The organism is Novimethylophilus kurashikiensis, assembly GCF_003112435.1.
Lineage (GTDB): Bacteria > Pseudomonadota > Gammaproteobacteria > Burkholderiales > Methylophilaceae > Novimethylophilus > Novimethylophilus kurashikiensis.
In genome coordinates this window covers 1-25,556 of the sequence record NZ_BDOQ01000020.1, presented here as the reverse complement: position 1 = coordinate 25,556, position 25,556 = coordinate 1, and the positions used below count along the sequence as shown (strand labels likewise).

General features: G+C 58.2%; 30 protein-coding genes and 1 tRNA gene. 12 read left to right on the top strand and 19 right to left on the bottom strand.

Annotated features, from left to right (window positions below; translation table 11 throughout):
- Nucleotides 1-195 precede the first annotated feature (195 nt).
- Nucleotides 196-465 (top strand): hypothetical protein, encoded by a 270-nt coding sequence (locus NMK_RS16670; RefSeq protein ID WP_109016909.1) that lies wholly within the window; start codon nucleotides 196-198, stop codon nucleotides 463-465.
- A 63-nt stretch (nucleotides 466-528) separates the two neighbouring features.
- Here NMK_RS16670 and NMK_RS16665 read toward each other — a convergent pair.
- The 10 genes from NMK_RS16665 to NMK_RS16625 all read right to left on the bottom strand — a co-directional run bounded on the left by NMK_RS16665 (nucleotide 529) and on the right by NMK_RS16625 (nucleotide 9,551).
- Nucleotides 529-602 (bottom strand) — tRNA-Cys (locus tag NMK_RS16665).
- A 36-nt stretch (nucleotides 603-638) separates the two neighbouring features.
- Nucleotides 639-788: a hypothetical protein gene (locus NMK_RS18585; protein ID WP_181376323.1), complete on the bottom strand. Its 150-nt coding sequence runs from the start codon at nucleotides 786-788 to the stop codon at nucleotides 639-641.
- Between the two features lie 124 nt (nucleotides 789-912).
- On the bottom strand, nucleotides 913-1,317 hold the full coding sequence (locus NMK_RS16660) for a hypothetical protein (protein ID WP_109016908.1): 405 nt from the start codon (nucleotides 1,315-1,317) through the stop codon (nucleotides 913-915).
- Between the two features lie 92 nt (nucleotides 1,318-1,409).
- Nucleotides 1,410-2,309 (bottom strand): sensor domain-containing diguanylate cyclase, encoded by a 900-nt coding sequence (locus NMK_RS16655; RefSeq protein WP_109016907.1) that lies wholly within the window; start codon nucleotides 2,307-2,309, stop codon nucleotides 1,410-1,412.
- A 123-nt stretch (nucleotides 2,310-2,432) separates the two neighbouring features.
- Nucleotides 2,433-5,654, bottom strand: a complete 3,222-nt coding sequence (locus NMK_RS16650) for a sensor domain-containing phosphodiesterase (RefSeq protein WP_181376322.1) — start codon at nucleotides 5,652-5,654, stop codon at nucleotides 2,433-2,435.
- Between the two features lie 115 nt (nucleotides 5,655-5,769).
- Entirely contained in the window at nucleotides 5,770-6,597 is an 828-nt protein-coding gene (locus NMK_RS16645) for a motility protein A (protein ID WP_109016905.1), read from the bottom strand.
- Entirely contained in the window at nucleotides 6,594-7,391 is a 798-nt protein-coding gene (locus NMK_RS16640) for an OmpA/MotB family protein (RefSeq protein WP_109016904.1), read from the bottom strand. Before NMK_RS16640 ends, NMK_RS16645 begins: the two co-directional genes overlap by 4 nt.
- Nucleotides 7,392-7,580: 189 nt before the next feature.
- On the bottom strand, nucleotides 7,581-7,985 hold the full coding sequence (locus tag NMK_RS16635; protein ID WP_109016903.1) for a DoxX family protein: 405 nt from the start codon (nucleotides 7,983-7,985) through the stop codon (nucleotides 7,581-7,583).
- Nucleotides 7,986-8,055: 70 nt separating this feature from the next.
- Nucleotides 8,056-8,937, bottom strand: coding sequence for a pirin family protein (locus NMK_RS16630; RefSeq protein WP_109016902.1), 882 nt, complete (start codon nucleotides 8,935-8,937; stop codon nucleotides 8,056-8,058).
- Nucleotides 8,938-8,948: 11 nt separating this feature from the next.
- Nucleotides 8,949-9,551 carry an FMN-dependent NADH-azoreductase gene (locus tag NMK_RS16625; RefSeq protein ID WP_109016901.1) on the bottom strand — a complete coding sequence of 201 codons (603 nt, stop codon included), beginning with the start codon at nucleotides 9,549-9,551 and terminating at the stop codon, nucleotides 8,949-8,951.
- A gap of 107 nt (nucleotides 9,552-9,658) precedes the next feature.
- Here NMK_RS16625 and NMK_RS16620 point away from each other — a divergent pair, with 107 nt between their 5' ends.
- On the top strand, nucleotides 9,659-10,576 hold the full coding sequence (locus NMK_RS16620) for a LysR family transcriptional regulator (protein WP_109016900.1): 918 nt from the start codon (nucleotides 9,659-9,661) through the stop codon (nucleotides 10,574-10,576).
- A 107-nt stretch (nucleotides 10,577-10,683) separates the two neighbouring features.
- Here NMK_RS16620 and NMK_RS16615 read toward each other — a convergent pair whose 3' ends face one another.
- Nucleotides 10,684-11,055: a DUF8785 domain-containing protein gene (locus NMK_RS16615; protein WP_109016899.1), complete on the bottom strand. Its 372-nt coding sequence runs from the start codon at nucleotides 11,053-11,055 to the stop codon at nucleotides 10,684-10,686.
- A gap of 118 nt (nucleotides 11,056-11,173) precedes the next feature.
- Between NMK_RS16615 and NMK_RS16610 the strand changes: the two genes are divergently transcribed.
- Nucleotides 11,174-11,554 carry a thioredoxin family protein gene (locus tag NMK_RS16610; protein WP_109016898.1) on the top strand — a complete coding sequence of 127 codons (381 nt, stop codon included), beginning with the start codon at nucleotides 11,174-11,176 and terminating at the stop codon, nucleotides 11,552-11,554.
- 74 nt (nucleotides 11,555-11,628) lie between these two features.
- Here NMK_RS16610 and NMK_RS16605 read toward each other — a convergent pair whose 3' ends face one another.
- From NMK_RS16605 to purB, 8 genes are all read right to left on the bottom strand, one after another.
- Nucleotides 11,629-11,967 carry a hypothetical protein gene (locus NMK_RS16605; protein WP_109016897.1) on the bottom strand — a complete coding sequence of 113 codons (339 nt, stop codon included), beginning with the start codon at nucleotides 11,965-11,967 and terminating at the stop codon, nucleotides 11,629-11,631.
- Between the two features lie 25 nt (nucleotides 11,968-11,992).
- Nucleotides 11,993-13,147 carry a peptidoglycan DD-metalloendopeptidase family protein gene (locus NMK_RS16600; protein WP_109016896.1) on the bottom strand — a complete coding sequence of 385 codons (1,155 nt, stop codon included), beginning with the start codon at nucleotides 13,145-13,147 and terminating at the stop codon, nucleotides 11,993-11,995.
- A complete protein-coding gene (locus NMK_RS16595) occupies nucleotides 13,144-13,800 on the bottom strand; it encodes a protein-L-isoaspartate(D-aspartate) O-methyltransferase (RefSeq protein WP_227871546.1) in 657 nt (218 codons plus the stop codon). The genes NMK_RS16600 and NMK_RS16595 overlap by 4 nt, the downstream gene beginning before the upstream one ends.
- Nucleotides 13,797-14,537 (bottom strand): 5'/3'-nucleotidase SurE, encoded by a 741-nt coding sequence (gene surE, locus NMK_RS16590; protein WP_109016895.1) that lies wholly within the window; start codon nucleotides 14,535-14,537, stop codon nucleotides 13,797-13,799. The genes NMK_RS16595 and surE overlap by 4 nt, the downstream gene beginning before the upstream one ends.
- Before the next feature lie 60 nt (nucleotides 14,538-14,597).
- The gene (locus tag NMK_RS16585) at nucleotides 14,598-14,954 is read right to left on the bottom strand and encodes a DUF2069 domain-containing protein (protein ID WP_109016894.1); all 357 of its coding nucleotides are present in this window, start codon (nucleotides 14,952-14,954) and stop codon (nucleotides 14,598-14,600) included.
- Nucleotides 14,955-15,006: 52 nt separating this feature from the next.
- On the bottom strand, nucleotides 15,007-15,744 hold the full coding sequence (locus tag NMK_RS16580; protein WP_109016893.1) for a HugZ family pyridoxamine 5'-phosphate oxidase: 738 nt from the start codon (nucleotides 15,742-15,744) through the stop codon (nucleotides 15,007-15,009).
- Nucleotides 15,741-16,346: an NAD(P)H:quinone oxidoreductase gene (gene wrbA, locus NMK_RS16575; protein ID WP_109016892.1), complete on the bottom strand. Its 606-nt coding sequence runs from the start codon at nucleotides 16,344-16,346 to the stop codon at nucleotides 15,741-15,743. Before wrbA ends, NMK_RS16580 begins: the two co-directional genes overlap by 4 nt.
- A gap of 74 nt (nucleotides 16,347-16,420) precedes the next feature.
- Entirely contained in the window at nucleotides 16,421-17,791 is a 1,371-nt protein-coding gene (gene purB / locus NMK_RS16570; protein ID WP_109016891.1) for an adenylosuccinate lyase, read from the bottom strand.
- Between the two features lie 218 nt (nucleotides 17,792-18,009).
- On the opposite strand from purB, the gene NMK_RS16565 reads away from it, so the two are divergent.
- From NMK_RS16565 to NMK_RS16525, 9 genes are all read left to right on the top strand, one after another.
- Nucleotides 18,010-18,543, top strand: coding sequence for a DUF4142 domain-containing protein (locus NMK_RS16565; RefSeq protein WP_109016890.1), 534 nt, complete (start codon nucleotides 18,010-18,012; stop codon nucleotides 18,541-18,543).
- Nucleotides 18,540-18,848, top strand: a complete 309-nt coding sequence (locus NMK_RS16560; protein WP_109016889.1) for a cupredoxin domain-containing protein — start codon at nucleotides 18,540-18,542, stop codon at nucleotides 18,846-18,848. The genes NMK_RS16565 and NMK_RS16560 overlap by 4 nt, the downstream gene beginning before the upstream one ends.
- Nucleotides 18,849-18,863: 15 nt before the next feature.
- Nucleotides 18,864-19,550, top strand: a complete 687-nt coding sequence (locus NMK_RS16555) for an RNA polymerase sigma factor (protein WP_109016888.1) — start codon at nucleotides 18,864-18,866, stop codon at nucleotides 19,548-19,550.
- Between the two features lie 108 nt (nucleotides 19,551-19,658).
- Nucleotides 19,659-21,119 carry an FAD-linked oxidase C-terminal domain-containing protein gene (locus NMK_RS16550; RefSeq protein ID WP_227871545.1) on the top strand — a complete coding sequence of 487 codons (1,461 nt, stop codon included), beginning with the start codon at nucleotides 19,659-19,661 and terminating at the stop codon, nucleotides 21,117-21,119.
- Nucleotides 21,119-22,171, top strand: a complete 1,053-nt coding sequence (glcE, locus tag NMK_RS16545; protein WP_109016886.1) for a glycolate oxidase subunit GlcE — start codon at nucleotides 21,119-21,121, stop codon at nucleotides 22,169-22,171. The genes NMK_RS16550 and glcE overlap by 1 nt, the downstream gene beginning before the upstream one ends.
- Nucleotides 22,171-23,379, top strand: a complete 1,209-nt coding sequence (glcF, locus tag NMK_RS16540) for a glycolate oxidase subunit GlcF (protein WP_109016885.1) — start codon at nucleotides 22,171-22,173, stop codon at nucleotides 23,377-23,379. Before glcE ends, glcF begins: the two co-directional genes overlap by 1 nt.
- 50 nt (nucleotides 23,380-23,429) lie before the next feature.
- Nucleotides 23,430-24,605 (top strand): pyridoxal-phosphate-dependent aminotransferase family protein, encoded by a 1,176-nt coding sequence (locus NMK_RS16535; protein ID WP_109016884.1) that lies wholly within the window; start codon nucleotides 23,430-23,432, stop codon nucleotides 24,603-24,605.
- A complete protein-coding gene (locus NMK_RS16530) occupies nucleotides 24,605-24,865 on the top strand; it encodes an EF-hand domain-containing protein (protein ID WP_109016883.1) in 261 nt (86 codons plus the stop codon). Before NMK_RS16535 ends, NMK_RS16530 begins: the two co-directional genes overlap by 1 nt.
- A 170-nt stretch (nucleotides 24,866-25,035) precedes the next feature.
- Nucleotides 25,036-25,556, top strand: a 521-nt coding sequence (locus NMK_RS16525; RefSeq protein ID WP_503128373.1) for an aconitate B, incomplete at its 3' end; no start/stop codon positions are given.

Below are 25,556 nucleotides of genomic sequence, written 5' to 3'. Positions count from 1 at the left end.
TTGATCCGGAATCCAGGGGTTTTGGAACTCGGGCTTGCAGCCCTCAAACAGTCCTCGCCGACTGCCCCGGCTTGGCTGTGCTGCTCGGCGGGTGCACAGGGGATGGGGCGGCTGTAGTGGCGAGGAGTGATGTTTGATGAAGGGTGATGAGGGCTTACCGCTTGAAAAAACGTGGCCCACCCTTATATCTCAGGCATGAACACACTATTCGAACCCGAGCTTTCTTCCTGGCAAGTCGATTTGGAGCAGGCCATTGCCCAGCATCCTTCTGGGCTGGTGGTGCAGTTTCAGCCGCTTACTGTGGATGCCAAGCCCGGCTATGTGGGCGTTCCGCTGAATTTGGAGCAAGTAGCGCCTAAGCTGGCGGAGTCTGCTGAGGATGATGCGGAGTTGCGCGAGATGTTTGTGGAGATGATGAACGAGGCTTGCGAGGCTTATCATCATCAGTTGAGCCGCCGGCATTAGCCTGAATCCATCTCAACTACCGACTGGACTGCGGTAGTGATGATGTCTATTGAGATAGAAGTTTGGAGGCAGGTGCTGGAATCGAACCAACCTGCACGGTTTTGCACACCGTGACCTGGCCACTCGGTCACCCTGCCTTTGACTTTCCCTACTACAACTACTATTTCAAGCGACTACTTCAATCCAGCCAGCGCTTTTTCGTAATCCGGTTCGTTCTCGATTGCGCTGACCAATTCCACGTGTTTTACCGTATCGTCGCGGTCGAGCACGACTACGGCGCGTGCGGCAATGCCGACTAGCGGCCCGCTGGCGATGGATTCCAATTGTTTTATGGATTGCGGCTCAATAGCCGTTCACGCTGGTTGCGAGATAGGGTAGGGAGTGTAAAAGCGGGCGGAAAAGCTATCAACCCGTTACGGATTGTCGCTATTGCGTCGGATGTGCTTCTCAGAATGCGCTGCCAGATACGGTCATTGCCCAGCCTGGTTCAGGCTGCCGATTCCACTGCTTGTCCTGGAACGTCTTGACGTACATTCGCAGCCATTGTTCCGGCGTTTTGCATTCGACCGCGTAAGGCGTGCTGATCATGTCGTAGACGTTGGCGGCGTCGTAGAGGAACGCCGCGCCGGGATGGCGAGAAAATACTATCTTGGCGGCGAGGAAGACGCGGCGCATAAGTTCGGCGCTGACGTAGTCGTATTCCTGGGCGAGTTGCTGGCCGAAGAAATCCAGGCGGATGTTGTCTTCCACGAATGAGGCTTCGGCTCCGTAGGTTTCCGCCAGGCGTTTCTTGTTGAGGAGCGAGGTTGTATCGTGCTCGGACGAGATCCTGACGAATTCGGCGTATTCCATGTGATTCCCCCGGTGTGTTTTCAGATACTGTCATTGTGGCAAGGGGAACGGCAGCTTAATGTCACCCAGCGCACATTAGAGGAAATGCTGGGTTAGAGTGAGTAGCTGTCCAGCTCGATGCGGTTGCGCCCGTTGATTTTGGCTTGGTACATGGCCTTGTCCGCACGGTGTACCAGTTCGTTCGGCCGCTCACCGTCGATATGCTTGCAAACGCCCATGCTGCAGGTGATTTGCGATACAGGGCCGATGGAAAGCTCGGCTAGGTTGTGGCGAATTTTGTCGGCGAGGCTGATGGCTTCCTGCGTGTCTGATTCCGGCAATACCAGCAAAAATTCCTCTCCGCCCAAGCGGCCGAAGATATCCGTGTCGCGGATGTTCTCGCGGATAGTCCGGCTCACTGCGATCAGTACTTCGTCGCCCACGCTGTGGCCGAACGAGTCGTTGATGGTTTTGAAGTGGTCCAGGTCCAGCAAAATTGACGATAGCGGGTGGTGATAGCGATCCGCGCGGTGCACTTCGTGTTTAAGCAGATCGAACAACTTGCGTCTTGTATAGGCTTGGGTAAGGGGATCTTGTTCGGAAAGGGTGCGGAGGTGATCCTCGAATGCCACACGATCGCTGATGTCGCTATTGACCACTACCGCGCCAAAAATCGCGCCTGAGTCGTCGTGGATTGGAGCGGCAGAGTTGAGGATAACCTTGCGGGTGCCGTCAAAACATTCAATCTCGATTTCTTCATCGTAGGAGGTCAAACCCTGCTTGATGGCCCGTGCCGCTGCCCATTCGTGGGGTTTGATCAATTCTCCTGTGTCGCGCCACCAGCCTTTGTAAACATGATATTGCTCGATGCCGACCAGCTTTACCCCGCCCCAGATGCGTTCGAAAACGTCATTGGCGAAAATCATGTTTCCCTTGGCATCGATGATGGAGATGCCCGCCGGGACGACGTCGAGCATGCGCTGAAGCAAGTCTGTATTTTCAAAGCGCTTCATCGTCCGGCTAAGTCCAAAGACTTGGATAGGCTTTGATACCACGAATGCGCCAGGGAGAGTGTTTGCTGCCGAACACAGCCGGGGTCGGGGCTGGGATTGGAAATGAGTTTGGGATAGGGATACTTAGTGAAGCATTTGCGTTACGAAGCGTTCGAATTCGTCTGCCGGGATGGCGTGGCTGAACAGATATCCCTGGTACAGCCGGCAATTGCTATCTTGCAAGAATTCTTGCTGGGCAACGGTTTCCACGCCCTCTGCGATCACATCCAGCCCCAGGTTTTCGCCTAGCGCAACGATGGTGCGTGCGATGGCGGCATCCTTTTCGTTGATCGCCGCGTCCTTGATGAACGATTGATCGATCTTGATCTGGTCGAGCGGCAGGCGCTTGAGGTAGGACAACGAAGAGTAGCCGGTACCGAAATCGTCCAGCGAAAAACTGACGCCCAGCGCCTTGAGCTCCTTCATCTTGCCGATGGTGTCGTCGATGTTCTCCACCAGCAGCGATTCGGTGATTTCCAGTTTGAGTTTGGTGGGATCGGTGCCGTGGCGTTGGATGGCCTGCTTCATGACCTGGACGAAATCCGGTTGACGGAGCTGCTTGCTGCTGACGTTCAGGGCCAGCACGATGTGGGCTGTCGCTGGATTCTCTGACCAGATGGACACTTGCCGGCAAGCCGTATCGATGAGCTGGTCGGAGAGCGACAGTATGAGCCCGGAGGATTCGGCATAGGGGATGAAATCCTTGGGCGGGATCAGGCCGTGTTTTGGGTGTTGCCAGCGGGCGAGGGCTTCAGCACCGATGACGCGGCGCTCGTCGGACAGCTGCGGCTGGTAGTGGAAGACGAACTGCTGTTGGCGCAGGCCGATGCGAATATCCGACTCGATCTTGGCATGGTAGGAGACGGTCGATTGCATCTGCGGGTCGAAAAAACAGATGCGGTTGCGGCCCTTGGCCTTGGCCTGGTACATGGCGAGGTCAGCCTGCTTCAGCAGGTCTTCGACCGAGGCGCCGCTGTCGTCGAACAGCGTGATGCCGATACTGGGCGTGCTGTGGTGTTCCTTGCCGCCGAAAAAGTAGGGTTGGTTGAGCTTATCCAACACCATTTCGGCAATGGTTCGTGCCTGGTTGACGGCTTCGGTTGCCTCCGCGCTGAGATCGACCAGCAGGATGACGAATTCGTCGCCGCCGAATCGTGCGACTGTGTCGCTCTCGCGCACGCATGCGCTCAAGCGCGAGGCGACCTTTTGCAGCAGCATGTCGCCCATGTCGTGGCCTAGGGTGTCGTTCAATATCTTGAAATTGTCGAGATCGAGAAAAAACAGCGCGCCGCGGTTATGGTGGCGCAGTTCGATGGACAGCACCTGTTGCAGCCGCGCCATCAGCAATTGCCGGTTGGGCAGGCTGGTCAGCGTGTCGTAAAACGCAAGCCGGTGTATCTGGCGCTCGGCACGCTTGCGTTCGGTGATATCGTTTTCGATGGCCATGACAGAAACGGGCTTCCCTTGCTCGTCCCGGACCAGCGTGCAGTGCGATTCCACCATGAGCAGCTTGCCTCTTTTATGGCGACGTTCGATCTCGCCCGACCATTCGCCGGTTTGGATCAGTGTTTGCCGGGCATGGGCCAGGATTTCAGTATCCGTTTCGTTGAGCAGCATGGCCACAGGTTGTCCGACAGCTTCTTCCTTGCTCCAGCCGTATAAGTATGTGGCGCCGTCGTTCCAGAACTGGATGCGCCGCTCCAGGTCGACCACGATGATGGCATCGCGGGCTTTGTCCAATAGTGCAGCCTGTTCATGGATTTGTCGTTCGGAGCGATGACGCTTGAGTTCGGCTACGCACTTGGAGGCGAAAATTTTGATGGTGGTGTCGATGAACGCATTGTTGTTATGGGGGGCAGTGAAGTAGGCGCCCATAAACAAGTATTCCTCGCCGGCAAGTTCCACCTCGATCTTGACTTCGTTTTTATCCAGCGCCAACTCCGATCGGATAAAGCGCTGGATGAGTGCAGGCAAGACTTCAGGCGCATCGCCATCGACCTTGCACACCTGTTGCTGCAATGGTTCCGGCACGGCGAGCGTCTTGCGGTTGGGCGGCCCACCGGGAGTGATCCTGATTACGTCGAGATGGCTGCAATCCTCGTTCATCCGCGCAGAAAACCCGCCGGCAGCATTGACTGCGGAGACCATGTTCACGAGCAACTGTTGCAGGTATTGGTCCAGGTCGCTGGTGGGGACGGACTCCGCAATGCGCAGCACGGCGCCGTAGATGCGTTCCCGTTCCGCCTCGGTACGACGCGCCATGATGCCGTACACCATGTCGTCGGCCAGTTTTTGTAACAACGCCAGTTCGTCGTCCGAGACATCGCGAGGTTCGCGCCGATACAGCGCGAAAATGCCCAGGCATTCGCTTTCGTGACGCAGTGGAATGGTGATGAGGTCGACAAAGCCGCGCTTGACGGCCGACTTGACCCATGGCCGAAAGAGTTCGGATTCGGCGAGATTCTTGATATGAATCGGCTTGCATTCGCGGATAGTGTAGCCCGCGGGGCCGTTGCCGAGCGGCGAAAAAGGCGACCAGCTGATCAATCGTTCTTCCAGAAAGTCGATGTCTTCAGGACGCCCGGAGAACGCCGCGGGCTTCACCCGCCTTTCGGCGTCGTACTGCGCATAGCCCACCCAGGCCATGGCATAGCCGCCGATCTTGACCGCAACATCGCAAATACTCGAGAGCAAGTCATGCTCGTTTTTTGCCCGGATAAGGGCATCGCTGCAAGCATTGCGCATGGCGATGGCGCGGTTGAGCATTTCCAATGCGCTGGCCGATTGTTGCTGTTGTTGGGTTTTTTCTTTGAGTTGGAGGCGTCTTCGGTGCAGTTCCAGGTGCACCATGACCTCATCTGCGAGCAATTGCAAAGCCTTGATCTGATGCGGTTCCAGCGTCCGCGGCACGGTATCGAGTACGCACAGCGTGCCTAGGATGTAGCCGTGTTCACCGACTAGCGGGGCACCCGCATAAAAGCGCAAGCCGAAGCCGCCGGTGACGAGCGGGTTGTTGGCGAACATTTCCGAGGCCGTCGCGTCTTCGATCAAATAGAAATCGCAATTCTGAATGACTTGAAGGCAAAACGCATCGCAACGCGGCGTCTCTTTCACCTCTACGCCGACGCTGGATTTGAACCATTGCCGACGATCGTCCACCAGCGAAATCAAGGCCATGGGCGTACGGCAGATGGTGGCGGCAAGCTGGGTGATGCGATCGAGGTTGGGATCCGGCGACGTATCCATGATGCGATACGCCTGCAATGTTTTCAGCCGTTCCTTTTCGTTGAAGGGATCTGAGGGCATGGGCGGCATCTTCGAAAACACCCAAGTTACAGTAGTACTAATGCGCGAAAAGCGCGGTAACGCACATAAGCGCTTATGTATCTTATTAGGCTGACGAACGGCTGGATTGGAAGCGCTAGCGGTTGAGGCTGTCCGATTTCATCTGGGCGTAGCGGCTGCGGATTTCCTTGAGGCTCTTGTGCTGCAAGGTACGTAGCTGCGGCGTGACGAACGATTGCAAGCGCGTTTGCAACCGCAACGTGTTGTATTCCTGGCCGATCAGCGTTACGCCGTCGGTGATGAGCTTGAGGATGAGTAATTCTTCCTCGGTCTTGGCGTGGATGTTCTCGGCGACGGGAATGCACAGGAAGTATGCCATCAGCACGCCGTACAAAGTCGAGGTGAGCGCCACTGGAATGGTGTGCAGGATGACCGCGCTATCCTTGATGCCGCCCAGCATGCCGATCAGCCCGATGACGCCGCCTGCGACGCCGAAGGCCGGCGCCAGCAGGGCCATGTGGCGGAACACGCGTTCGTGCTGGTTGCGGCGCTGCTGAAAGAAGTTGATCTCGGTATAAAGCGCGTCGCGCATGTCTTCCTGGCTGAAACCGTCGACCAGCATGGAAAGCGCACGCTCCAGGAACAGCACGCTGCTGCGCTCGCCTTCTTCTTCCAGCGCTAAAAGGCCGTCGATGCGGGATTTGATGGAGAGGTCGAGCAGCGAATCGACAATCTCTTCCCCTGATGGAATACGCGATTTGTAGCTGTTGATCGCGACCTTGACCGCAGCCTGGATGGCGTTCTTGGGATAGCTGATGAAGGTCGCGCCGATGGTGCCAGCCACGACCACCACCAGGCCTTCGAGGTTGAGCATGAGGTTGCGGCCGTCGCTCATGATGAATACAGCCGCCAGCAGCAGCACGCAAACCACGATGCCCCAAAGCGAATGGGTGTGCTTTTTCATGGGCGGTATTCTTCGCGCTTGATCACGATTTCCACGCGGCGGTTCTTGGCCTTGTTCTCGGTCGTGGTGTTGGGCAGGGTCGGTTGGTAGGCGGCGTGGCCGATGACGGTGAAGCGGCCGGGTTCGAGATGGCCGGTTTCGATCAGATAACGCGCCACCTTGGCAGCACGCGCCGAAGAAAGCTCCCAGTTGGTGGGATAGGCTGGGTTGCTGATGGGCACGTCGTCCGTATGGCCGGAGATTTCGACCTTGAAGTGATTGCCGGCGATGATGCCAGCCAGTTGGTCGAGGAAAGCGACGGCATCGGGCTTGAGCTCTGCCATGCCCGGATCGAAGAACAAGTTACCGTGCACACTGACCTTGATCGCCTTGTCGTCCGTAAGCGCTACGTCGATGTTGCCCAGGTTGGCGTCGCGCACGAGTTTTTCGCTGAGCTTGAAAATTTCATCCGTAGACAAGCCGGCGGGGGCTGTCGCATCGGCCTTGGGCTGAAATGCCTTGGGTGGCGGCAGTTGTGCGGTGAGCGGGGCCGAATCATGGATCGACACCGGAGAAGCTTTGGGCGGCGGCAATTGGGTGGCGTACATCACGGCGAACATCACCATCATCACCATCATGAGGTCGGCCCATGGCACCGACCAGTGCGAGGGGTGGTCGATGTTGCTCAGCGTAGCGGCGTTCCAGCGATGCTGGCCGGTCGATAATGGACGCGGCTGTTGTTCGCGTCCCGCGCGATGGTTGGGAATCGCGAAGGCATACTCGCTGCCGGCGATATTGCGAGGTTCTAGAGGCATGGGTTTGTCTCCTCACGCTGCTTGATCGAGCAGCTTTTAAAGTCGTGGTCGGAGATGACCCTATGCAAATACTGTTCCGGCTGTGGTTTTGTTTGTAACCTATTGAATTGTAATGTTGATATTGATCTTGGCGAGGCGGGTAAAAGGCGCGGGCGGCAAAGTTTGCCGCCCGGCGAGTGGAATCGGGGACTAGCGTTTCGTGTTTTCCAGGCTCAGCGGTCCGCTACCGTACACCACTACGAACAGCAATCCACCCATCATGGAGACGTTCTTCATGAAGTGGATCATCTGGTTCAACGCCTGCTCAGGCGGTACGGCCCAGAAGTCGTGGAAGATCAGTGCGGCCATGGCGGTGAAGACGAACATCGCTGCTGCAGCACAACGCGCCTTGAAGCCGAAGATCAGCATGAGGCCGCCGCCCAGTTCGACCAGGATGGCCGCGATGGTGCCCAATTGCGGCAGTGGCAGACCCTTGCTGGCGATATAGCCTACCGTGGCTTCGAAGCCGACGATCTTGCCGAAGCCGGACCAGACGAAAATGAGGGCGATGAGGATGCGGCCGACCAGCGGGCCGTAGCGTTCGATAGTTTGCATGTTTTGCTCCTTTTGACGTTGTCGTTAGTCGTTTATTGCTGCTTATAAGTGTTGCTTTTATAGGTGCTGCTTATTCTGCTGAGGCAAAACGCCCTTCGCGGAAATCGTTCAAGGTCTGGAAAATCTCCTCCTGGGTATTCATCACGAACGGCCCGTACTGCGCGATCGGCTCGTCCAGCGGACGCCCTGCAATCAACAAGGCCCTGGCTGGGGCCGACGTCGCAGATAGAGCTACGCCGTCGCTGTCCGGCGCATTGCGCAGGATCGCCATACGCTGCTGCGGGATCGTCCGCTCGCCGATCTCGACCTCGCCGCGATAGACGTAGACGAAGGCGTTGAATTCCGGCGGCAAGGCTTGGCCAAAGCTTGTCCCGGCCGGCAGATGCAGGTCGAGATACTCGGGTTCGGTCACCGCGCGCTCCACGGCACCGGCGACGCCATGGCTACGACCGGCGATGACGCGTACCGTTACGCCTTCCGGCGTTACGAATTCCGGGATATCCGCACTTTGAAAATCGCGGTACCACGGCTGGTTCATCTTGTCCTTGGCAGCCAGGTTGAGCCAGAGCTGGAAGCCTTCCATGCGGCCTTCTTCCTGTTCCGGCAATTCGGAGTGGATCACTCCGCGGCCTGCGGTCATCCATTGCACGCCGCCGTTTTCCAGCAAGCCTTCGTGCCCGGCGCTGTCGCGATGGCGCATCTTACCGGCGATCATGTAGGTCACGGTTTCGAAACCGCGATGAGGGTGATCGGGAAAGCCGGCAATGTAATCGTCCGGGTTGTCCGTGCCGAATGCATCGAGCATGAGGAACGGGTCGAGACGGCGTTGCAGGTGCTGGGTCAGTACGCGCGTCAGCTTGACGCCGGCACCGTCCGAAGTGGCCTGGCCGATGACTTCATGTTCGACGACCCGAGGCCGGGTAACGATTTCCGGGGTGATAGTTGTCGTCATGATGACCTCCTTCAAGCGCTAATCGCTTGTTCTATCTGTTGGTAAGCTGCGTCCAGTCCGTTCTGTTCCGCATCCGGCCCCATCGACAGGCCTTCAGCGTACACGAATTCGACATCGACGATGCCCAGGAATGCCAGCACGGTTTTCAGATAAGGCGTGATGGTATCCGTCGGTGTATGGCTATGGACACCGCCGCTGGCTTGAACCACATACGCTTTCTTGCCCTTGAGCAAACCTTCGGGGCCGTTTTCCGTGTAACGAAAGGTCACTCCCACACGAGCAATCGCGTCTATCCAGTTCTTGAGCAACGTAGGAATGCTGAAGTTGTACATGGGCACCCCGATCACAAGCACATCGGCTGCTTGCACCTCGCTAATGAGCGCATCGTCGAGCGCCACGCGTGCGGCTTGTTCCGGCGTCCGCTGCTCGGCGGGAGTAAACAAGGCGCCCAGGGTTTGCTCGTCCAGCATGGGGTGCGGGTTGCGGCCGAGGTCGCGCAAGGTGATCTTGGCTTGTGGATGCTGGTCTACCAAGCGCTCTGCAACAACGCCTGCAAGACGGGTGGAATAAGAGCCTTGCGAGCGTGCGCTGGAATTGATTTGCAGGATGTTCATGGTGTCACTCCTCATCAGTGGTTGCGATGGGGTGTACTTTATCTATTCCAAATTAATAGATTGAGTGGGTATGATGGATAACATTGTTCCATTTTTGGAAAATTAGGATGAGCCTGGACCCCAACGATCTGCTGTTATTTGCCCGTGTCGTCGAGGAAGGCAGCTTTACCCGTGCTGCCGAGCGGCTGAATGTTCCAAAATCGACGCTTTCGCGACGGCTTTCCATGCTGGAAGCCCAACTGGGAGAACGATTGCTACTGCGCACGACCCGAAAACTTACCGTGACCGACTTCGGCCAAGCGCTGCTGGCGCATGCGCAGCAAGTGACCACCGAAGTGGAAGCAGCCCAGGCGCTCATGCAGCATCGACAGGCCGAGCCGAGCGGTCGCTTGCGGATTTCGATGCCGGGGGATTTCGCGACTGAAGTGCTGGGCGATATGCTGGGAGCATTCGTCGCTCGATATCCGGCGATTACCCTTGATGTCGATGTCTCGCCGCGGCGTGTGGACCTGATCGGCGAGAATTTCGACCTGGCGATTCGCATGGGCGATTTGCCGGACGATGCATCGCTGGCAGCGCGCCGTATCGCGACGCTCAGCGTGGGGCTCTATGCATCCCCGGATTACCTCAAGCATCGCGGCACGCCTACTGAGCCTGAGGCTTTAATGGATCACGATGCCTTACATCTGATGAGCCGTTTCGGCGAGCCGCGGCCCTGGCGCTTAACCAAGGGCGAGATGCAGTGGGAGGGCGCTCCGCCTGCGCGTGCTACCGCAAATGCACCAGGATTGTTGATGCACCTGGCTGTTGCCGGCCAGGGGATTACTGTGTTGGTCGATCACTTTGCCGCATCGCACGTGCGTCGCGGAGAATTGGTGAAGATCATGGAAGACTGGACGCTACCCAGCGTGACGGCGTGGGCCGTGTTTCCGGGAAGGCGACTGATGCCGGCGCGTACGCGGGCATTTCTGGACGCCTTGGAAGAGAATTTTGTGAGTAAATGCCCGGCAGTCGAGGCGAAGTGATTTATGTAGCGCAGGCGCCCCGCCTGCATCAACTCAAGTATCTAAACTAATTGAATTGCTCGTAATGCAGGCGAGGCCGCCTGCATTACAGAAGGGCGTTAGAGGCATTACTCGACGACCCGGATGTCGGTGACGAAATACTCGGTATCTCCCAGACAAGTGGAAGGCAGGCCTACATGCTGTTCGTAGGTGAGCGAAACCCGCTTGCCCAGCGATTGATTGATCCGTTGGGCGACGGCTTCGTCGCGTACGGTAAAGAAGAATTTCTCGCTTAGTGTGCCCGGCATGTTGACCATTGCCAGTTCCCCCTCCCAGGTCTTGCACACCCAGCCCTTGTGCGAAAACTTTTGTACATAACCCGCACGTTCCCCCGATGAGTACGACCAGCTCAGCATGGCCCAGGTGTAAAGCGCGAACAGCGCAGCGAGCACCGTAGCGACGGCAACAAGGCCCAGCATCCATTTTTTCGTTTGCAGCATGATTTCCTCTTGATTGATTTTATTGGGCTATTTTAGCGCGTACCATTCCAAATATCGCATTGCCGACCGGGACAACAGGTTCTGATAGAATGCTGGCTCCATTTTTGAAAGGATCGTCATGGCCGTCGTAGAACTCACCAAAGCCAACTTCAAGGAAACCATCGAAAACAACGATTTCGTCATCGTCGATTTCTGGGCTCCCTGGTGTACGCCGTGCGTTTCCTTCACGCCGATTTTTGAAGCTGCTGCCGCTGCCAATCCCGATATCGTGTTCGGCATGGTCAATACCGAAGTCGATAACGAAATCGGCGAATACTTCAACGTGGAACAGATTCCGGGCATCCTGGTGATCCGCGAGCAGGCCGGTATTCACGCTCAAGTCGGCGAACTCGGTGCACCAGCGCTGGATGCCCTGATCCAGTGGGCCCGCGATTACGACATGAGCACCGTTCGCCAGTACTATGCCGACCAGGAAAAGCTGGCCGCAGCCAAGAAGTAAATCCCTTCCTTTTGCCGGGCCTGGCCTTGCGCTGGGCCCCGGTCAGACCAGGTCTGGTTCAGGATGCAGGGCGACTAGTTCGATAGAAAATTGAACAGGACGTAGGCTCCGACCGCCATCATGCCGTACATCAAGATATTGCCGACGGCGCTGTGCTTCTGGTCGCTCCCCTTGACCCACCAATTGAAGAGATAGACCCCGGCCACGATCAGGATACCGATTACGACGAGGTTGGAAAGTTTGGCGCTGATGGCGTAGTCGAACCACTGCCTGAGCAGGCCGTTTTGTTCGTCGAAAAACTTGACCGATATGCCGATGATGCCGATGAGTACCAGCGCGGCTTGCAGCACTGCCAGCAGCGTAGTGACGATTGAATCAGGTTTCTTGGTTTTTTGGTTTTGGTATTTGAACATGGTTCAACCTCGCGATCGGATTGGCCTATGGTTTTTCAGACAGGTACTTGGTCGGGTCTACCGGTTTTCCTAGTTTGCGTATTTCAAAATGCAGTTTCACCTGGTCTGCGTCGGTATTGCCCATTTCCGCGATTTTCTGGCCCTTGGTTACTTCCTGGCCTTCCTTCACCAAAATCTGGTTGTTGTGGGCATAGGCCGAGAGATAAGTCTTGTTGTGCTTGATGATGACCAGCTTGCCGTAACCCCGTAGACCGGAGCCGCTATAGACCACCTTGCCCGCCGCCGCGGCATACACCGGTTGGCCTGAAGTGCCTGCGATATCGATGCCCTTGGTGCCGCCGGCTTCGCCGAATCCACCCAGTACCTTGCCTTGCGCCGGCCAGGCCCAGTCCACGCTGTCGTCATCCCCAGCCATTTGACTGGGTTTTTCGGAAGATGTTTCGGTCTTTCCGGATTCTGTCTTGGCGGTTTCAGTCTTATCAGGTTCGTTTTTTGCGCTCTCTTGCTTGGGCTTGGCGCTGTTGGATTTGGCGGCGTCGCTCTTAGCGCTATCCACTTTTGGAGCAACTGTAGCTGTTGCCTTGGCGGTATCGTCAGTCTTTGCTTCTGTCGCCGCCTTTGGCGGCGGCACTTGCATCGCCTGCAATGAGTAGGGTTCCTTGATGGCCTTGGGTTCGGTCATCAGGGGGGGCTCGTTGAGCGCTTTGCCTTTGATGGGAGCGGGCGACGTAGTGGCGGATTGATCCAGTGGCTTGGCCGTTACGGCATCGTCGCTCTTCATCGGCGTGATGACAGCACCGCTTTCGGCATCGGTTTGCGAGGCTGCTGCTGCGGTGGGTGCCGGTGCTCCGTTACCCTTGATCTTCAGCGTTTGGCCGACATAAATCTTGTACGGCGGAACGATGTGGTTGAGCTGGGCCAGATCCTTGTAGTCATAGCCGAATTCCAGGCCGATGCTGTAAAGCGTATCGCCCTTCTTCACCGTATAAGTATCAGGCCGCCAATCTTTTTCGCCAGCGACAGGGGCCTTGGCTGGCGTGGCAGGTTTTGCCGAGGTTGCGGGCGCAGGCGCAGTTTTTTTGGTGCTTTGGGGCAAGCGCTCGATGACGGGCGCTTTGTGGGTTGGGGTTTCGGAACAGGCTGCGAGCAGCAGAACAATGAGCCAAAGACCGATTCTCATACGGCTCCGCTTAATAGAGGGACGAATTTCACGGCTTCCAATTCAGTCTTGCGATAACTTTCGGGCAGGCGCTCGACCAGTGTCAGCATTTGCGCGCCGCCGGAGCCGACCGGGATCACCAGGCGTCCGCCTACGGCCAATTGGCGCAGCAGTTCTTCGGGGATGTGCGTCGCGCCCGCCGTGACGATGATGCCGTCGAAGGGCGCGACTTCGGGCAATCCTTGGTGGCCGTCGCCGTGCTTCACCTTGACATTGCGCAGGCGCAATTCGCGAAAATGCGACTTGGCCTTGGTCAGCAGCGGAGCGATGCGTTCGATGGAAAACACTTCGTTAGCGACGCGCGACAGCACGCTGGTCTGGTAGCCGCACCCGGTGCCGATCTCGAGCACGCGGCCGAGCGGCTTGTTGTCGCGCAGCAGTTCGGTCATACGCGCCACAATGTAGGGTTGCGAAATGGTCTGGTTGAGGCCGATTGGCAGCGAGACGTCTTCGTAGGCGCGCGAGGCCAGCGCCTCTTCGACGAAGATATGGCGCGGCACGGCCAGCATGGCGGCGAGCACGACTTCGTCCGTGATGCCTTGTTCACGCAGGCGGCCGATCATGCGTTCGCGCGTGCGTTGCGAAGTCATGCCGATGCCTGCATGTACGCTCATGGCAGCCATCCCTTGAGCATGTCGAGCTGCTGGTAGCGGGTCAGGTCGATTTGCAACGGCGTGACCGAGACGAACTCGTGGCGCACCGCATGGAAATCGGTGCCTTCGCCGTCGTCTTGCGCTGCACCGGCCGCACCTACCCAATACACTGTTTCGCCCCGCGGGGTGTTGGCCTTGATGACGGGTTCTGCCTTATGGCGCTTGCCGAGGCGCGTCACGTGCACCCCCTTGAGCTGGTCGTGCGGAATATCGGGAACGTTCACGTTGAGCAGCACAGGCTGCGGCAAAGGCTTGCGCTGATAGTGCTTCACCATGTCCACGATGACTTGGGCAGCTGTTTGGAAATACTTGGCGGAGTGCTGCGTCATGGAAACGGCGATCGAGGGAACGCCCAGCAGGAAACCTTCCATGGCGGCCGCGACTGTACCGGAGTAAATGGTGTCATCGCCCATGTTGGCGCCGTCGTTGATGCCGGAGATCACCATGTCCGGCATGAAATCGATGAGGCCGGTCACGGCGAGGTGCACGCAATCCGTTGGCGTGCCGTTGACAAAGTAGAAACCGTTGTGCGCTTGCCGCACGGTCAGCGGGCGATCCAGCGTCAGGGAGTTGCTGGCGCCGCTGCGGTTGCGTTCTGGTGCGACGACGGTGATTTCGGCCAATGGAGCGAGGGCCTCTGCCAAAGTAGTCAAACCGGGGGCGAAGTAGCCGTCGTCGTTGGAAAGCAATATGCGCATAGTGAGCCCGATTATAACCCAGGCAAGCCCCAGCGCAGGAGTGGGCTGGATGGAATTCCGCTAGTGCGGTGTACCTTGGCGACTCGGCGCAGTTTGCCGTGCGTAGGCGACCGTCAGTGCGAAAAAGGCGATCGACAGCACAACCTCGATGCCGGCCAGGCGAGCCGCCACTCCGCCGTCCGCCCAAGCCCGCACCGCGCCTTCGGTGAAATACAGCAGGATGAACATGCACGCCCATTGATAGGTATAGCGGTTGCCGCGCAGGATGCCCTTGAGCGGCAGCAGCAATGGCACGGCTTTGAGGATCAGCAGCGAGCCGCCAGGACGGAGCGGCGCGAGCCAGCCTTCCCAGGCGAGGCACAGCGCGATGAGCGCGATGAGGCAGAAGGATGCGCCGAGTTGCAGGTTCTTGATCATGGATGTGTTCTGTGGGAGCGCCGCCCCGGCGCGATGCTTTAATAAATAGGAACTATCGCGCCGAGGGCGGCGCTCCCACGGCATCCTGGCGGCATTGCTTGCTCATGGCAACCAAGGCCATGCGCGCGGATTGGGCATCGGTCACAGGCGACTCGAAGCCGAAGCGCAGGATTTTGTCGTCGGCACGCACGTCGAATCCGTCGGCATCGATGCCCAGCATGGCAGCGTTTTGCGGCTGAACCTGATGCCAATGCTGGCAATAAGCCTTGAGGCTGTCCGTATGGTCGGCATTCATGTGGTCGAGAATGCCTGCCTCCTGCTCAGCCAATTGGTTGGGTTGCGGCTTGATATCGGCACCGGCGATCCAGTGAATCTTGCCGAAGCCGCCGATATAACGCGCCTGGACGACTTCGATGCGATGGAATAGGAAGTCGTGCATGTCGAAATACTGCTCGGCCTGCGGAAAGTAGCGCAGGTAGCGGCCGCGAACAGCCGCGTCTTCTTTGGATGTCGGCGTTGCCGTGCCTAACAGCGTCAAGCGGCCGGCGGCTTGCATGTCGGAGACACTGGAATCGAAAGCGATCAGCGAAACTTTCGAGTCAGTCTGGATGTTCTTGGTGTGCTCCGCGATGGTCGAAATCAGGATTAGCGGATTGCCGTCGTGGTCCAGCACGAAAGGGGCGATCGACCCGAATGGATATCCTGGGAAACGCGCCGAATGGGTGGATAGCACTGCGCTACGAGTGCTGCGCAGGAACTTGCGGGCTTCTTCTGCCGCGGTAATGGTCATGCGGAGGCTCCGGTATTGAGTTTGAGCGCAGTCTGGGCAAGACGTTTGCCCAACGCGATGCACAGTTTGCGTTCGGCCTCGGTGATGGGGTGTTCGCCCATGGCACCGGAAGTGTGGCTGGCGCCGTAAGGCGTGCCGCCCGAGGTCGTGCTCGCCAGTTCCGGCTCGGAATAAGGCAGGCCGACGATCAGCATGCCGTGGTGCAGCAGCGGCATCATCATCGAGACCAGCGTGGTTTCCTGCCCGCCGTGCATAGAGGCCGTAGAGGTGAATACGGCTGCAGGCTTGCCGATCAACGCGCCCTTGAGCCATAGCTCGGTCGTGCCATCGAGGAAATACTTGAGCGATGCCGCCATGTTGCCGAAGCGCGTAGGGCTGCCCAGTGCCATGCCGGCGCATTCTTCCAAGTCTTTCAACTCGACATACGGCGCGCCGCTCATGGGAACATCCGGCTCGACGCTTTCGCAAACCGTGGAAACCTTGGGCACCGTGCGCAGCCGAGCCGTCGCGCCTTCCACCATCTCGATGCCGCGCGCGATGAGGTGAGCCATTTCGCGCACGGCGCCGTTTTGCGAGTAGTAGAGGACGAGGATGTCGGCCATATTCCCGGTTTTCGTGGCGCAGGCAGCTTCGCCTGCGAATGTGGTCGAATGCAGGCGAGGCCGCCTGCGCTACATTAAATGCGCTTTGCCAGTTCGGTCGCCTTGCCGATGTAGCTGGCAGGCGTCATCGCCAGCAGACGATCCTTGGCATCCTGCGGGATCAGCAGACTGCGGATGAATTCGTGCAGGCTTTCCTTGGTGATGCCGCCCTTGCCACGGGTGAGCGCCTTGAGTTGCTCGTAGGGGTTTTCCACGCCGTAGCGGCGCATGACGGTCTGAATGGGCTCGGCGAGCACTTCCCAGGAGTTGTCCAGGTCTTCTGCCAACCGGCCGCGATTGGCTTCCAGCTTGCCCAGGCCCTTGAGGCAGGAGTCGTAGCCCAGCAAGGCATAGCCGAAGGCCACGCCCATGTTGCGCAGTACTGTGGAATCGGTAAGGTCGCGCTGCCAGCGGGAGATCGGGAGCTTCTCGGCCAGATGGCGCAAGAGGGCGTTCGCCATGCCCAGGTTGCCTTCGGAGTTCTCAAAGTCGATCGGATTGACCTTGTGCGGCATGGTCGAGGAACCGACTTCGCCTTCCTTGACTTTCTGCTTGAAGTAGCCCATCGAGATATAGCCCCAGACGTCGCGGTCCAGGTCGATGAGGATGGTATTGATGCGTGCGATGGCATCGTACAGCTCAGCCATGTAGTCGTGCGGCTCGATCTGGATAGTGTAGGGGTTGTAGGTCAGGCCCAAACCGGTGACGAACTTCTGCGCGAAGGCTTCCCAGTCGAAATCGGGATAAGCAGACAGGTGAGCGTTGAAATTGCCCACGGCGCCGTTGATCTTGCCGAGGATTTCCGTCTCGGCCAATTGCTTGCGCTGGCGGCGCAGGCGATAGACCACATTGGCCAATTCCTTGCCCAGCGTGGTGGGTGAAGCAGGCTGACCGTGGGTGTGCGCCAGCATGGCGGCATCGGCCAGGTCGTGTGCCTGTTCGGTCAAGCGAGCGATCACCTTGTCCAGCATCGGCAGTAGTACGTTGTCGCGTGCGTTTTTCAGCATCAGTGCATGCGACAGGTTGTTGATGTCTTCGGAAGTGCAGGCGAAGTGAATGAACTCGCTCGCCTTGCGGATCTCTGGGTTGCCTTCGAACTTGTGCTTGAGCCAGTATTCCAGCGCCTTGACGTCGTGGTTAGTGCTCGATTCGATCACCTTCACCTCGGAGGCTTCCCATTCGGCAAAGCCGGCAATCGCCTTGTCGAGTTCTGCGATAGTCGATTCACTGAAGGCGGCAATCTCAGCAATCGCCGGATCGCTGGCCAACGCTTTCAGCCATTCCACTTCGACCAGCGCGCGGTGATGAATCAGCGCGTATTCGCTGAAGCAGGGACGCAAAGCGTCGAGCTTGGATTGATAGCGGCCGTCGAGCGGGGATAAGGCGTTAAGCGCAGTGAGTTCCATAATGCAGAAGACGTGATTGAGCGAACCCGTAATTTTACGCTACATCGGCGTTCTTCCCAACTAGCTGTCGCTAAAGTGCTTTTAGGCAGCAAATCTTGAACAAATGTCATCGTCAAAAAATCGGAAACGCAGAAACGAGACGTGACATCTATCTCCATGACAGGGCCGGACTTTCATAAGCCAGCAGCCTGTTTCGATTTCACCAAAAGGAGACCAGCATGAAAACTTCTCATATACCTTCTATTTTCGCCATCCTCATCTCGGCCGCGGCTTCGTCCGTCCATGCGGCTGCGGGACCTACCGATCAGCAGATTGCGGCCATTGTCGTGACTGCCAACCAGGTGGATATCGACGCCGGTAAATTGGCCGAAAGCAAAGCGCAGTCGGCCGAAGTCAAGCAGTTTGCCAAGCTTATGGTGACCGACCATACCGCGGTCAACAAGTCGGCCGGCGATCTTGTACACAAGCTCAAGGTCACGCCCGAGAACAATGCGACCAGTGATAGCCTCAAGAAGGGCGGCGATGAAAACATGGCCAATATCAAAAAGCTTCAGGGTGGGGCTTTCGATCGTGCTTATGTCGATCACGAGGTAGCCTACCATCAGGCTGTCATCGATGCGCTCGACAAAACGTTGATTCCTAACGCGCAGAATGCCGAGCTGAAAGCGTTGTTGGTCAAGGTGCGGCCCAGCTTCATAGCGCATCTGGAGCATGCCCAGCATTTGCAATCCAGCATGGGGCAGGCGCAATGAAAAGTTGCTTACTGGCATCGCTCATTTTTGCCATGCTGTGCGGGATGGTTGAGGCGGAGGCTGCGATCCAAACGGTAGCGATCGAAGGGATGCGATATGTGCCGGAACGCTTGACAGTGCAATCCGGCGATCGCATCGTTTGGAAGAATCAGGACTTGGTGCCGCATACCGTGACTCATGAAACTTTCGATTCGCAGCAGATTGCGCCGGAAGCTTCGTGGAGCATGGTCTTTCGCAAATCGGGAAACTATCCCTATCGTTGCAAGCTGCATCCCGGCATGCATGGGACCTTGATCGTGCGTTGAAAAAGGGAAACGCTCATGCAAAACGTCTCAACGCAGCCTCAGCCGCCATCAAACGAGGACTTGGCGCTTGTCCACCTTATCGCTGCCGGCGATCAAGATGCATTCGAATTGTTGATGCGTCGCCACAACCGTCGCCTTTATCGCCTCGCACGCTCCATGCTGCGCAACGATGCAGAGGCTGAGGATGCGCTGCAGGAAGCCTACATTTCCGCCTATGACGCGATGAGTCAGTATCGTGGAGAGGCAACGATCTCCACCTGGCTGGCGCGGCTCCTCATCAATGAATGCCTGGCGAGGCTGCGTCGCCAAGCCAGACGCGAGCGGCTAATGCCTATAGATGCGCTGCCAGCAGACATGGAGATCGATGCCATGGCAATTTCTGATTCCGATACTCCCGAACAGTCATTGGCGCGTACCCAAATCCGCAGCCTGCTCGAACACAAGCTCGATCAGCTCCCAGAGGATTTCCGTACAGTATTCGTGCTGCGCAGCGTCGAGGAAATGAGCGTGGAGGAGACGGCCCATTTACTAGGCATTCCCGAGGCGACGGTGCGAAGCCGCCAATTCCGGGCCCGTGGCCTGCTGCGTAAATCGCTGACGCGAGAGATTGCGGCGGTACAGCACGATCTTTACGAGTTCGGCGGTTGGCGCTGCGATCGCATCGTGGCGAATGTCATGGCCAGGATCAAAAACCAAGGCTAGATATTCCTGCGAATTTCGGCATGGGCGCAATTCCTTAGTGTGCAAAGAGGTGAATACCCGACTGATCTGGTATAGTATTTCCCTCTTTTCATTGCCTCTTTAACCGTTGTGAACCCAAGCCGCCACGACCTGATCCGCGCATTGCAGGCCTTCCTTCCTGATGAAGCCATCCTGGCCGATGAGGAAGCCTTGCGGCCTTATGAATGCGATGGGTTATCGGCTTTCAAGCAACTGCCGCTGCTGGTGGCGATGCCGGAAACGGTGGCGCAGGTGCAGCAGGTGATGCGCATCTGTCATCAGTTCCAAGTGCCTGTGGTTGCTCGTGGCGCGGGTACGGGACTTTCGGCCGGAGCGTTGCCGCATTCGGGCGGCGTGCTGCTCAGTCTCGCAAAATTCAATCGCATTCTCGATATCGATGTTCAAGCCTGTACTGCCCGCGTCCAGCCCGGTGTGCGCAACCTGGCGATTTCCCAGGCCGTCGTGCCTTATGGGCTGTTTTATGCACCCGATCCATCTTCACAAGTCGCATGCAGCATCGGCGGCAACGTGGCCGAGAATTCCGGCGGAGTGCATTGCCTGAAATATGGGCTCACGGTGCACAACGTATTGAAGCTGGAAGTGATAACCGCCGAGGGTGAGCTGCTGACCATAGGCTCGGATGCCCTCGACAGCCCCGGCTACGATTTGCTCGCGCTGATACACGGTTCCGAAGGCATGCTGGGCATCGTGGTGGAAGTCACCGTCAAGCTGCTGCCCTTGCCCGAAGCGGTGCGCGTGCTGCTGGTGGCATTCGACAGTGTGGAGAAAGCCGGGCAGGCGGTGGGTGACATCATCGCTGCGGGCATCGTGCCGGCGGGGCTGGAGATGATGGACAACCCGGCGATTCGTGCGGCGGAGGATTTCGCGCATGCCGGTTATCCCACCGATGCCGCTGCGATTTTGCTCTGCGAGATCGACGGCGGACTGGACGAGGTGGCTTCCCAGGTGGCGCGAGTTCGCGGAGTGCTGATGCAAAGCGACGCGACCGAAGTGCGTCTCGCGGTGGAGGAATCGGATCGCCAGAAATTGTGGAAGGGCCGCAAATCGGCGTTCCCCGCCATCGGCCGCTTATCGCCTGATTATTACTGCATGGACGGGACGATTCCCCGTAAGGCGCTACCGCAGGTGCTGCACCAGATCAGCGAGTTATCTAAGGAATTCAACCTGCCAGTGGCTAACGTTTTCCATGCCGGCGACGGCAACCTACACCCACTGATTCTTTACGATGCCGGAAAACCCGGTGAATTGCATCGCGCGGAGCAACTGGGCGGCCGGATACTGGAGCTTTGCGTCAAGGTAGGCGGCACTATTACCGGCGAGCACGGCGTGGGGGTCGAAAAGCTCGACCAGATGTGTGTGCAGTTCGCGCCGCTGGAGCTGGCCCAATTCCACGCGATCAAGGCGGCTTTTGATCCTGAAGGCCTGCTCAACCCCGGCAAAGCCGTTCCTGAATTACATCGCTGTGCCGAACTGGGCGCGATGCACGTCCATCAAGGCCAATTGGCGCATCCCGAGCTGGAGCGTTTCTGATGGCCGATATTGCAGATGTCCTCGCGGAAAAGGTGCGCGCCGCGGCTGCGGCCAAGACGCCGCTTGCAGTGCAGGGGACTAATAGCCGGCACTTTCTCGGTCGTGCGGTCGAGAGCGAAACCTTATCAATCGCCGAACATGCCGGCATCATCGACTATGAACCTCGGGAACTGGTCATCACCGCCCGAGCTGGGACGCCGCTGGCCGAGATCGAGGCCGCGCTAGACGCCGCCGGCCAGATGCTCGCCTTCGAGCCGCCGAGGTTTTCTGCGGAATCCACATTGGGCGGGGCGATCGCCAGCGGACTTTCCGGCCCGCGCCGGGCTTATGCCGGGGCTGTTCGCGATTTCGTGCTGGGCTGTCGCGTGGTCAACGGCAAGGGCGAAATTCTCAAGTTCGGCGGCCAGGTCATGAAGAATGTGGCGGGTTACGATGTCTCACGACTAATGACAGGTGCTTACGGCACGCTGGGCGTGCTGCTCGATGTGAGTCTGAAAGTACTTCCTAAACCCGCAGCCAGCCTCACCCTTGTTCGCGAGTATCCCGTCGACCAGGCGTTGCGGCGCATGCGCGAACTGGCTGGCAAGCCGTGGCCGGTGGATGCTAGCTGCCACCTCGACGGACGGCTTTATCTGCGGCTCTCGGGCAGCCCGGAAGCGGTTGAAACCGCCAAACGCCGGCTCGGCGGCGAAGTGCTGGCGGGCGACGAACTGTTCTGGCAGCACCTGCGCGACTGGCAATTGCCGATGTTCAACGAGCGCCCTTTTTGGCGGCTTTCGCTGCCTGCCGCCGCGCCCATGCTGCCGCTGGACGGCGAGTGGTTGATCGAGTGGGGCGGGGCGCAGCGCTGGCTGAAAACGGAACAAGAGATCGACGTTGTCAGGCAGACTGTTGCCGATGCCGGCGGTCATGCCACGCTAATAGGCGACCAAGCCGGTGAGGACGTGTTCCATCCGCTGCCTCCTGCGTTGCTCGCGCTGCATCGACAGCTCAAGCAGGCTTTCGATCCAGCCAATATTCTCAATCCCGGCAGGCTTTACCCGGAACTCTGATGCAAACCGTTCTCGCCGAAACGTTACACAGCAACCCGCAGGCTCAAAAAGCCCAGGAGATACTGCGTGCCTGCGTGCATTGCGGTTTCTGTGCTTCCGCATGTCCTACCTACCAGCTGACCGGCAACGAACTCGACGGTCCGCGCGGCCGTATTTACCTGATGAAGCAGATGCTGGAGGGCGAAACGGTCACCGCACGCACTCAAACGCATCTCGACCGCTGCCTGACCTGCGGCGCTTGCGAACCGGCTTGCCCTTCAGGTGTGCAGTACCGCAGCTTGCTGGAAATCGGGCGGGAAATGGTAGAGGCGCGAGTGCCGCGCTCATGGCGCGAGCGGCTGGCGCGGCTATTCCTGCTGAATGTCGTAAGCAGCCGCACGGGTTTCGCAGCGGCCGCGAAATTGGGGCGTGCGTTCAAATGGGCGCTGCCGGAACGCTTGCGCCAGCGGCTGCCGGCCACACTGCCCGCGGTTGAATACCGCCATTCCATCCATCCGCGCCGCATGCTCGCCTTGTCAGGCTGTGTGCAACCCACGGCCACCCCTCAGACCAATGCCGCCGCTGCGCGGGTGTTGGATCGCCTCGGTATTTCCATGGTGGAGATCGAGGAAGCCGGCTGCTGCGGCGCAATCAGCCTGCATCTGGCGGCCAACGAGCAAGCCCGAGCCCATGCGCGCCGCAATATCGATGCCTGGTGGCCGCACATCGAAGCGGGGGCTGAAGCCATTGTCATGACGGCGAGCGGCTGCGGGCTTATGGTTAAGGAATACGACAAACTGCTGCATGATGATCATGACTATGCGGATAAGGCCCGACGTATCAGTGCGATGACCAGGGATTTGTCCGAAGTCGTCGCTGCCGAGAACTTGGAAGCACTGGCAGAGATCGGCAACGGACTGCGCGTCGCCTTCCAATGTCCATGCACATTGCAGCACGGTAGCGGGCTGGGCGGCGTGGTGGAAGGCATCCTGAGCCATTGCGGTTACGTGATGACGCATGTTCCCAACGGCGGCCAATGTTGCGGGTCGGCAGGGGCTTATTCGCTGTTGCAGCCCGAACTGTCGCAACGCCTGCTCGACCAGAAGCTGGAAGCCGTGATGAGCGGCCAGCCGCAGATGATCGTCTCGGCGAATGTGGGTTGCCAGATGCATTTGGCGACGAAGGCGGAACTGCCTGTGAAACACTGGATAGAGTTGCTTGAACCTTAGCTGCAATTCACACCAAAATTAATTTAAAATTAATCAATTAGGAGATAGCAATGACTGCATCTTTCAACCCGCCGCAGCGTATTCTCATGGGGCCCGGGCCATCCGACGTAAGCCCGCGCGTTCTTGCCGCCATGGCACGCCCGACTATCGGCCACCTCGATCCGGTGTTCGTATCCATGATGGACGAGCTCAAGGGCTTGCTGCAATACGCTTTCCAGACCAAGAACGAACTGACCATGCCGGTATCCGGCCCCGGCTCGGCGGGTATGGAAACCTGTTTCGTCAATCTGGTGGAACCTGGCGACAAGGTAATCGTGTGCCAGAACGGCGTATTCGGCGGACGCATGAAAGAGAACGTCGAGCGCTGTGGTGCCACGCCTATCATGGTGATGGACGATTGGGGTGCCGCGGTCGACGCCAATAAGGTCGAAGACGCGCTCAAGGCAAATCCTGGCGTGAAGGCCGTGGCTTTCGTGCACGCTGAAACCTCCACAGGGGCACAATCCGACGCGCAAGCGATTTCGGCATTGGCACATCGTTACGGTGCGCTATCGCTGGTCGATACCGTGACCTCGCTCGGCGGTTCCCCGCTCAAGGTGGACGAGTGGGGCATCGACGCGATTTATTCCGGCTCGCAAAAGTGCCTGTCCTGCACGCCCGGCTTGTCGCCCGTAAGTTTCAGTGCGCAAGCGCTTGAGATCATCAAGAATCGCAAGACCAAGGTGCAGAGCTGGTTCATGGACCTCAACCTGGTGATGGGTTACTGGGGCACTGGCGCCAAGCGTGCCTACCATCATACTGCGCCGATCAACGCGCTTTACGGCCTGCATGAATCGCTCGTCATTTTGCAGGAAGAGGGATTGGAAAACGCCTGGGCGCGCCATCGCCAGAACCATATGGCGCTTAAGGCCGGCATCGAGGCCATGGGGTTATCTTTTGTCGTGAAGGAACAGGATCGCCTGCCGCAGCTTAACTCTATTTACGTTCCCGAAGGCGTGGACGATGCCGCCGTACGTCGCTTGCTGCTCGAAGACTATGGCCTGGAAATAGGTGCGGGCTTGGGCGCGATGGCCGGCAAGATCTGGCGTATCGGTCTCATGGGCCATGCCAGCAATATGCGGAATGTGCTGGTCTGTCTCGGTGCGTTGGAAGACGTGTTGTCGCGTCTCGGTGCATCCATTAACAAGGGCGTGGCGGTTGCCGCCGCGCGCAAGGTCTACAGCTGATGAAAGTGAGATTGCTCCTGCTGATCTGCTTGTGGCCCGCATTGGGAACGGCTGCCGATGCCGTGCAACCACAGGAGTTGAGTGTCGACGAGCGCTTGCGCTTGATCGACACCGACCACGACGGCCAGGTCAGCGTGAGCGAAATCCGTGCTTATCTGGAAGCAAAACACGGTAAGGGCTACGAGCAGACGCTGCTCACTGAAATGGAGACCAAGGCCAACACGAGCTGCGGGTCTCCGTTCAGCCGCTCCTTTTATTGACTTGAAATGTAACGTAGGCGGCCTCGCCTGCATTTTCATGCTATCGAGAACTTCCGAATGCAGGCTAGGTCGCCTGCGCTAGCACTCCCGGCATTGCTTTTGCTTGAATTTAAGCGAACGCGTGCCTGTATAATTCAACTTTTATCACTTAAATTTTTGACGTAGAAAATATGCTGAACGCCTATCGTGACCACGTTGCCGAACGCACTGCGCTTGGCTTGCCGCCGTTGCCGCTCAATGCAGAGCAAACCGCCGAGCTGGTGGACTTGCTCAAAACCCCGCCGGTCGGGCAGGAAGCCCTGCTGATCGACCTGTTGGAAAATCGGATTCCGGCAGGCGTGGACCAAGCTGCGTACGTCAAGGCGGCTTTTTTGGCCGATATCGCTAATAGCAACTCGCATTCCCCGCTGGTCTCGCCGGAGCGTGCGGTACATCTGCTCGGCACCATGCTGGGCGGCTATAACGTCCCTGCGTTGGTCGCGCTGCTTGATACGGAGTTAGCCGATCAAGCCGCTCAGGCGCTGTCGAGCACGATCCTGATGTTCGACGCTTTCCACGACGTGGAAGAAAAAGCCAAGGCCGGCAATGCTGCGGCCAAGAAACTGCTGCAATCCTGGGCCGATGCCGAGTGGTTCACCTCCCGTCCCGCATTGCCTGCTGAAATCAAATGCGTGGTATTCAAGGTTCCTGG

What these genes read in the sequence shown, in the direction of transcription:
- NMK_RS16670 (WP_109016909.1), top strand. Translation starts at nt 196, where the DNA reads ATGAACACACTATTCGAACCCGAGCTTTCTTCCTGGCAAGTCGATTTG.
- NMK_RS16660 (WP_109016908.1), bottom strand. Translation starts at nt 1,317, where the DNA reads ATGGAATACGCCGAATTCGTCAGGATCTCGTCCGAGCACGATACAACC.
- NMK_RS16655 (WP_109016907.1), bottom strand. Translation starts at nt 2,309, where the DNA reads ATGAAGCGCTTTGAAAATACAGACTTGCTTCAGCGCATGCTCGACGTC.
- NMK_RS16650 (WP_181376322.1), bottom strand. Translation starts at nt 5,654, where the DNA reads ATGCCCTCAGATCCCTTCAACGAAAAGGAACGGCTGAAAACATTGCAG.
- NMK_RS16645 (WP_109016905.1), bottom strand. Translation starts at nt 6,597, where the DNA reads ATGAAAAAGCACACCCATTCGCTTTGGGGCATCGTGGTTTGCGTGCTG.
- NMK_RS16640 (WP_109016904.1), bottom strand. Translation starts at nt 7,391, where the DNA reads ATGCCTCTAGAACCTCGCAATATCGCCGGCAGCGAGTATGCCTTCGCG.
- NMK_RS16635 (WP_109016903.1), bottom strand. Translation starts at nt 7,985, where the DNA reads ATGCAAACTATCGAACGCTACGGCCCGCTGGTCGGCCGCATCCTCATC.
- NMK_RS16630 (WP_109016902.1), bottom strand. Translation starts at nt 8,937, where the DNA reads ATGACGACAACTATCACCCCGGAAATCGTTACCCGGCCTCGGGTCGTC.
- NMK_RS16625 (WP_109016901.1), bottom strand. Translation starts at nt 9,551, where the DNA reads ATGAACATCCTGCAAATCAATTCCAGCGCACGCTCGCAAGGCTCTTAT.
- NMK_RS16620 (WP_109016900.1), top strand. Translation starts at nt 9,659, where the DNA reads ATGAGCCTGGACCCCAACGATCTGCTGTTATTTGCCCGTGTCGTCGAG.
- NMK_RS16615 (WP_109016899.1), bottom strand. Translation starts at nt 11,055, where the DNA reads ATGCTGCAAACGAAAAAATGGATGCTGGGCCTTGTTGCCGTCGCTACG.
- NMK_RS16610 (WP_109016898.1), top strand. Translation starts at nt 11,174, where the DNA reads ATGGCCGTCGTAGAACTCACCAAAGCCAACTTCAAGGAAACCATCGAA.
- NMK_RS16605 (WP_109016897.1), bottom strand. Translation starts at nt 11,967, where the DNA reads ATGTTCAAATACCAAAACCAAAAAACCAAGAAACCTGATTCAATCGTC.
- NMK_RS16600 (WP_109016896.1), bottom strand. Translation starts at nt 13,147, where the DNA reads ATGAGAATCGGTCTTTGGCTCATTGTTCTGCTGCTCGCAGCCTGTTCC.
- NMK_RS16595 (WP_227871546.1), bottom strand. Translation starts at nt 13,800, where the DNA reads ATGAGCGTACATGCAGGCATCGGCATGACTTCGCAACGCACGCGCGAA.
- surE (WP_109016895.1), bottom strand. Translation starts at nt 14,537, where the DNA reads ATGCGCATATTGCTTTCCAACGACGACGGCTACTTCGCCCCCGGTTTG.
- NMK_RS16585 (WP_109016894.1), bottom strand. Translation starts at nt 14,954, where the DNA reads ATGATCAAGAACCTGCAACTCGGCGCATCCTTCTGCCTCATCGCGCTC.
- NMK_RS16580 (WP_109016893.1), bottom strand. Translation starts at nt 15,744, where the DNA reads ATGACCATTACCGCGGCAGAAGAAGCCCGCAAGTTCCTGCGCAGCACT.
- wrbA (WP_109016892.1), bottom strand. Translation starts at nt 16,346, where the DNA reads ATGGCCGACATCCTCGTCCTCTACTACTCGCAAAACGGCGCCGTGCGC.
- purB (WP_109016891.1), bottom strand. Translation starts at nt 17,791, where the DNA reads ATGGAACTCACTGCGCTTAACGCCTTATCCCCGCTCGACGGCCGCTAT.
- NMK_RS16565 (WP_109016890.1), top strand. Translation starts at nt 18,010, where the DNA reads ATGAAAACTTCTCATATACCTTCTATTTTCGCCATCCTCATCTCGGCC.
- NMK_RS16560 (WP_109016889.1), top strand. Translation starts at nt 18,540, where the DNA reads ATGAAAAGTTGCTTACTGGCATCGCTCATTTTTGCCATGCTGTGCGGG.
- NMK_RS16555 (WP_109016888.1), top strand. Translation starts at nt 18,864, where the DNA reads ATGCAAAACGTCTCAACGCAGCCTCAGCCGCCATCAAACGAGGACTTG.
- glcE (WP_109016886.1), top strand. Translation starts at nt 21,119, where the DNA reads ATGGCCGATATTGCAGATGTCCTCGCGGAAAAGGTGCGCGCCGCGGCT.
- glcF (WP_109016885.1), top strand. Translation starts at nt 22,171, where the DNA reads ATGCAAACCGTTCTCGCCGAAACGTTACACAGCAACCCGCAGGCTCAA.
- NMK_RS16535 (WP_109016884.1), top strand. Translation starts at nt 23,430, where the DNA reads ATGACTGCATCTTTCAACCCGCCGCAGCGTATTCTCATGGGGCCCGGG.
- NMK_RS16530 (WP_109016883.1), top strand. Translation starts at nt 24,605, where the DNA reads ATGAAAGTGAGATTGCTCCTGCTGATCTGCTTGTGGCCCGCATTGGGA.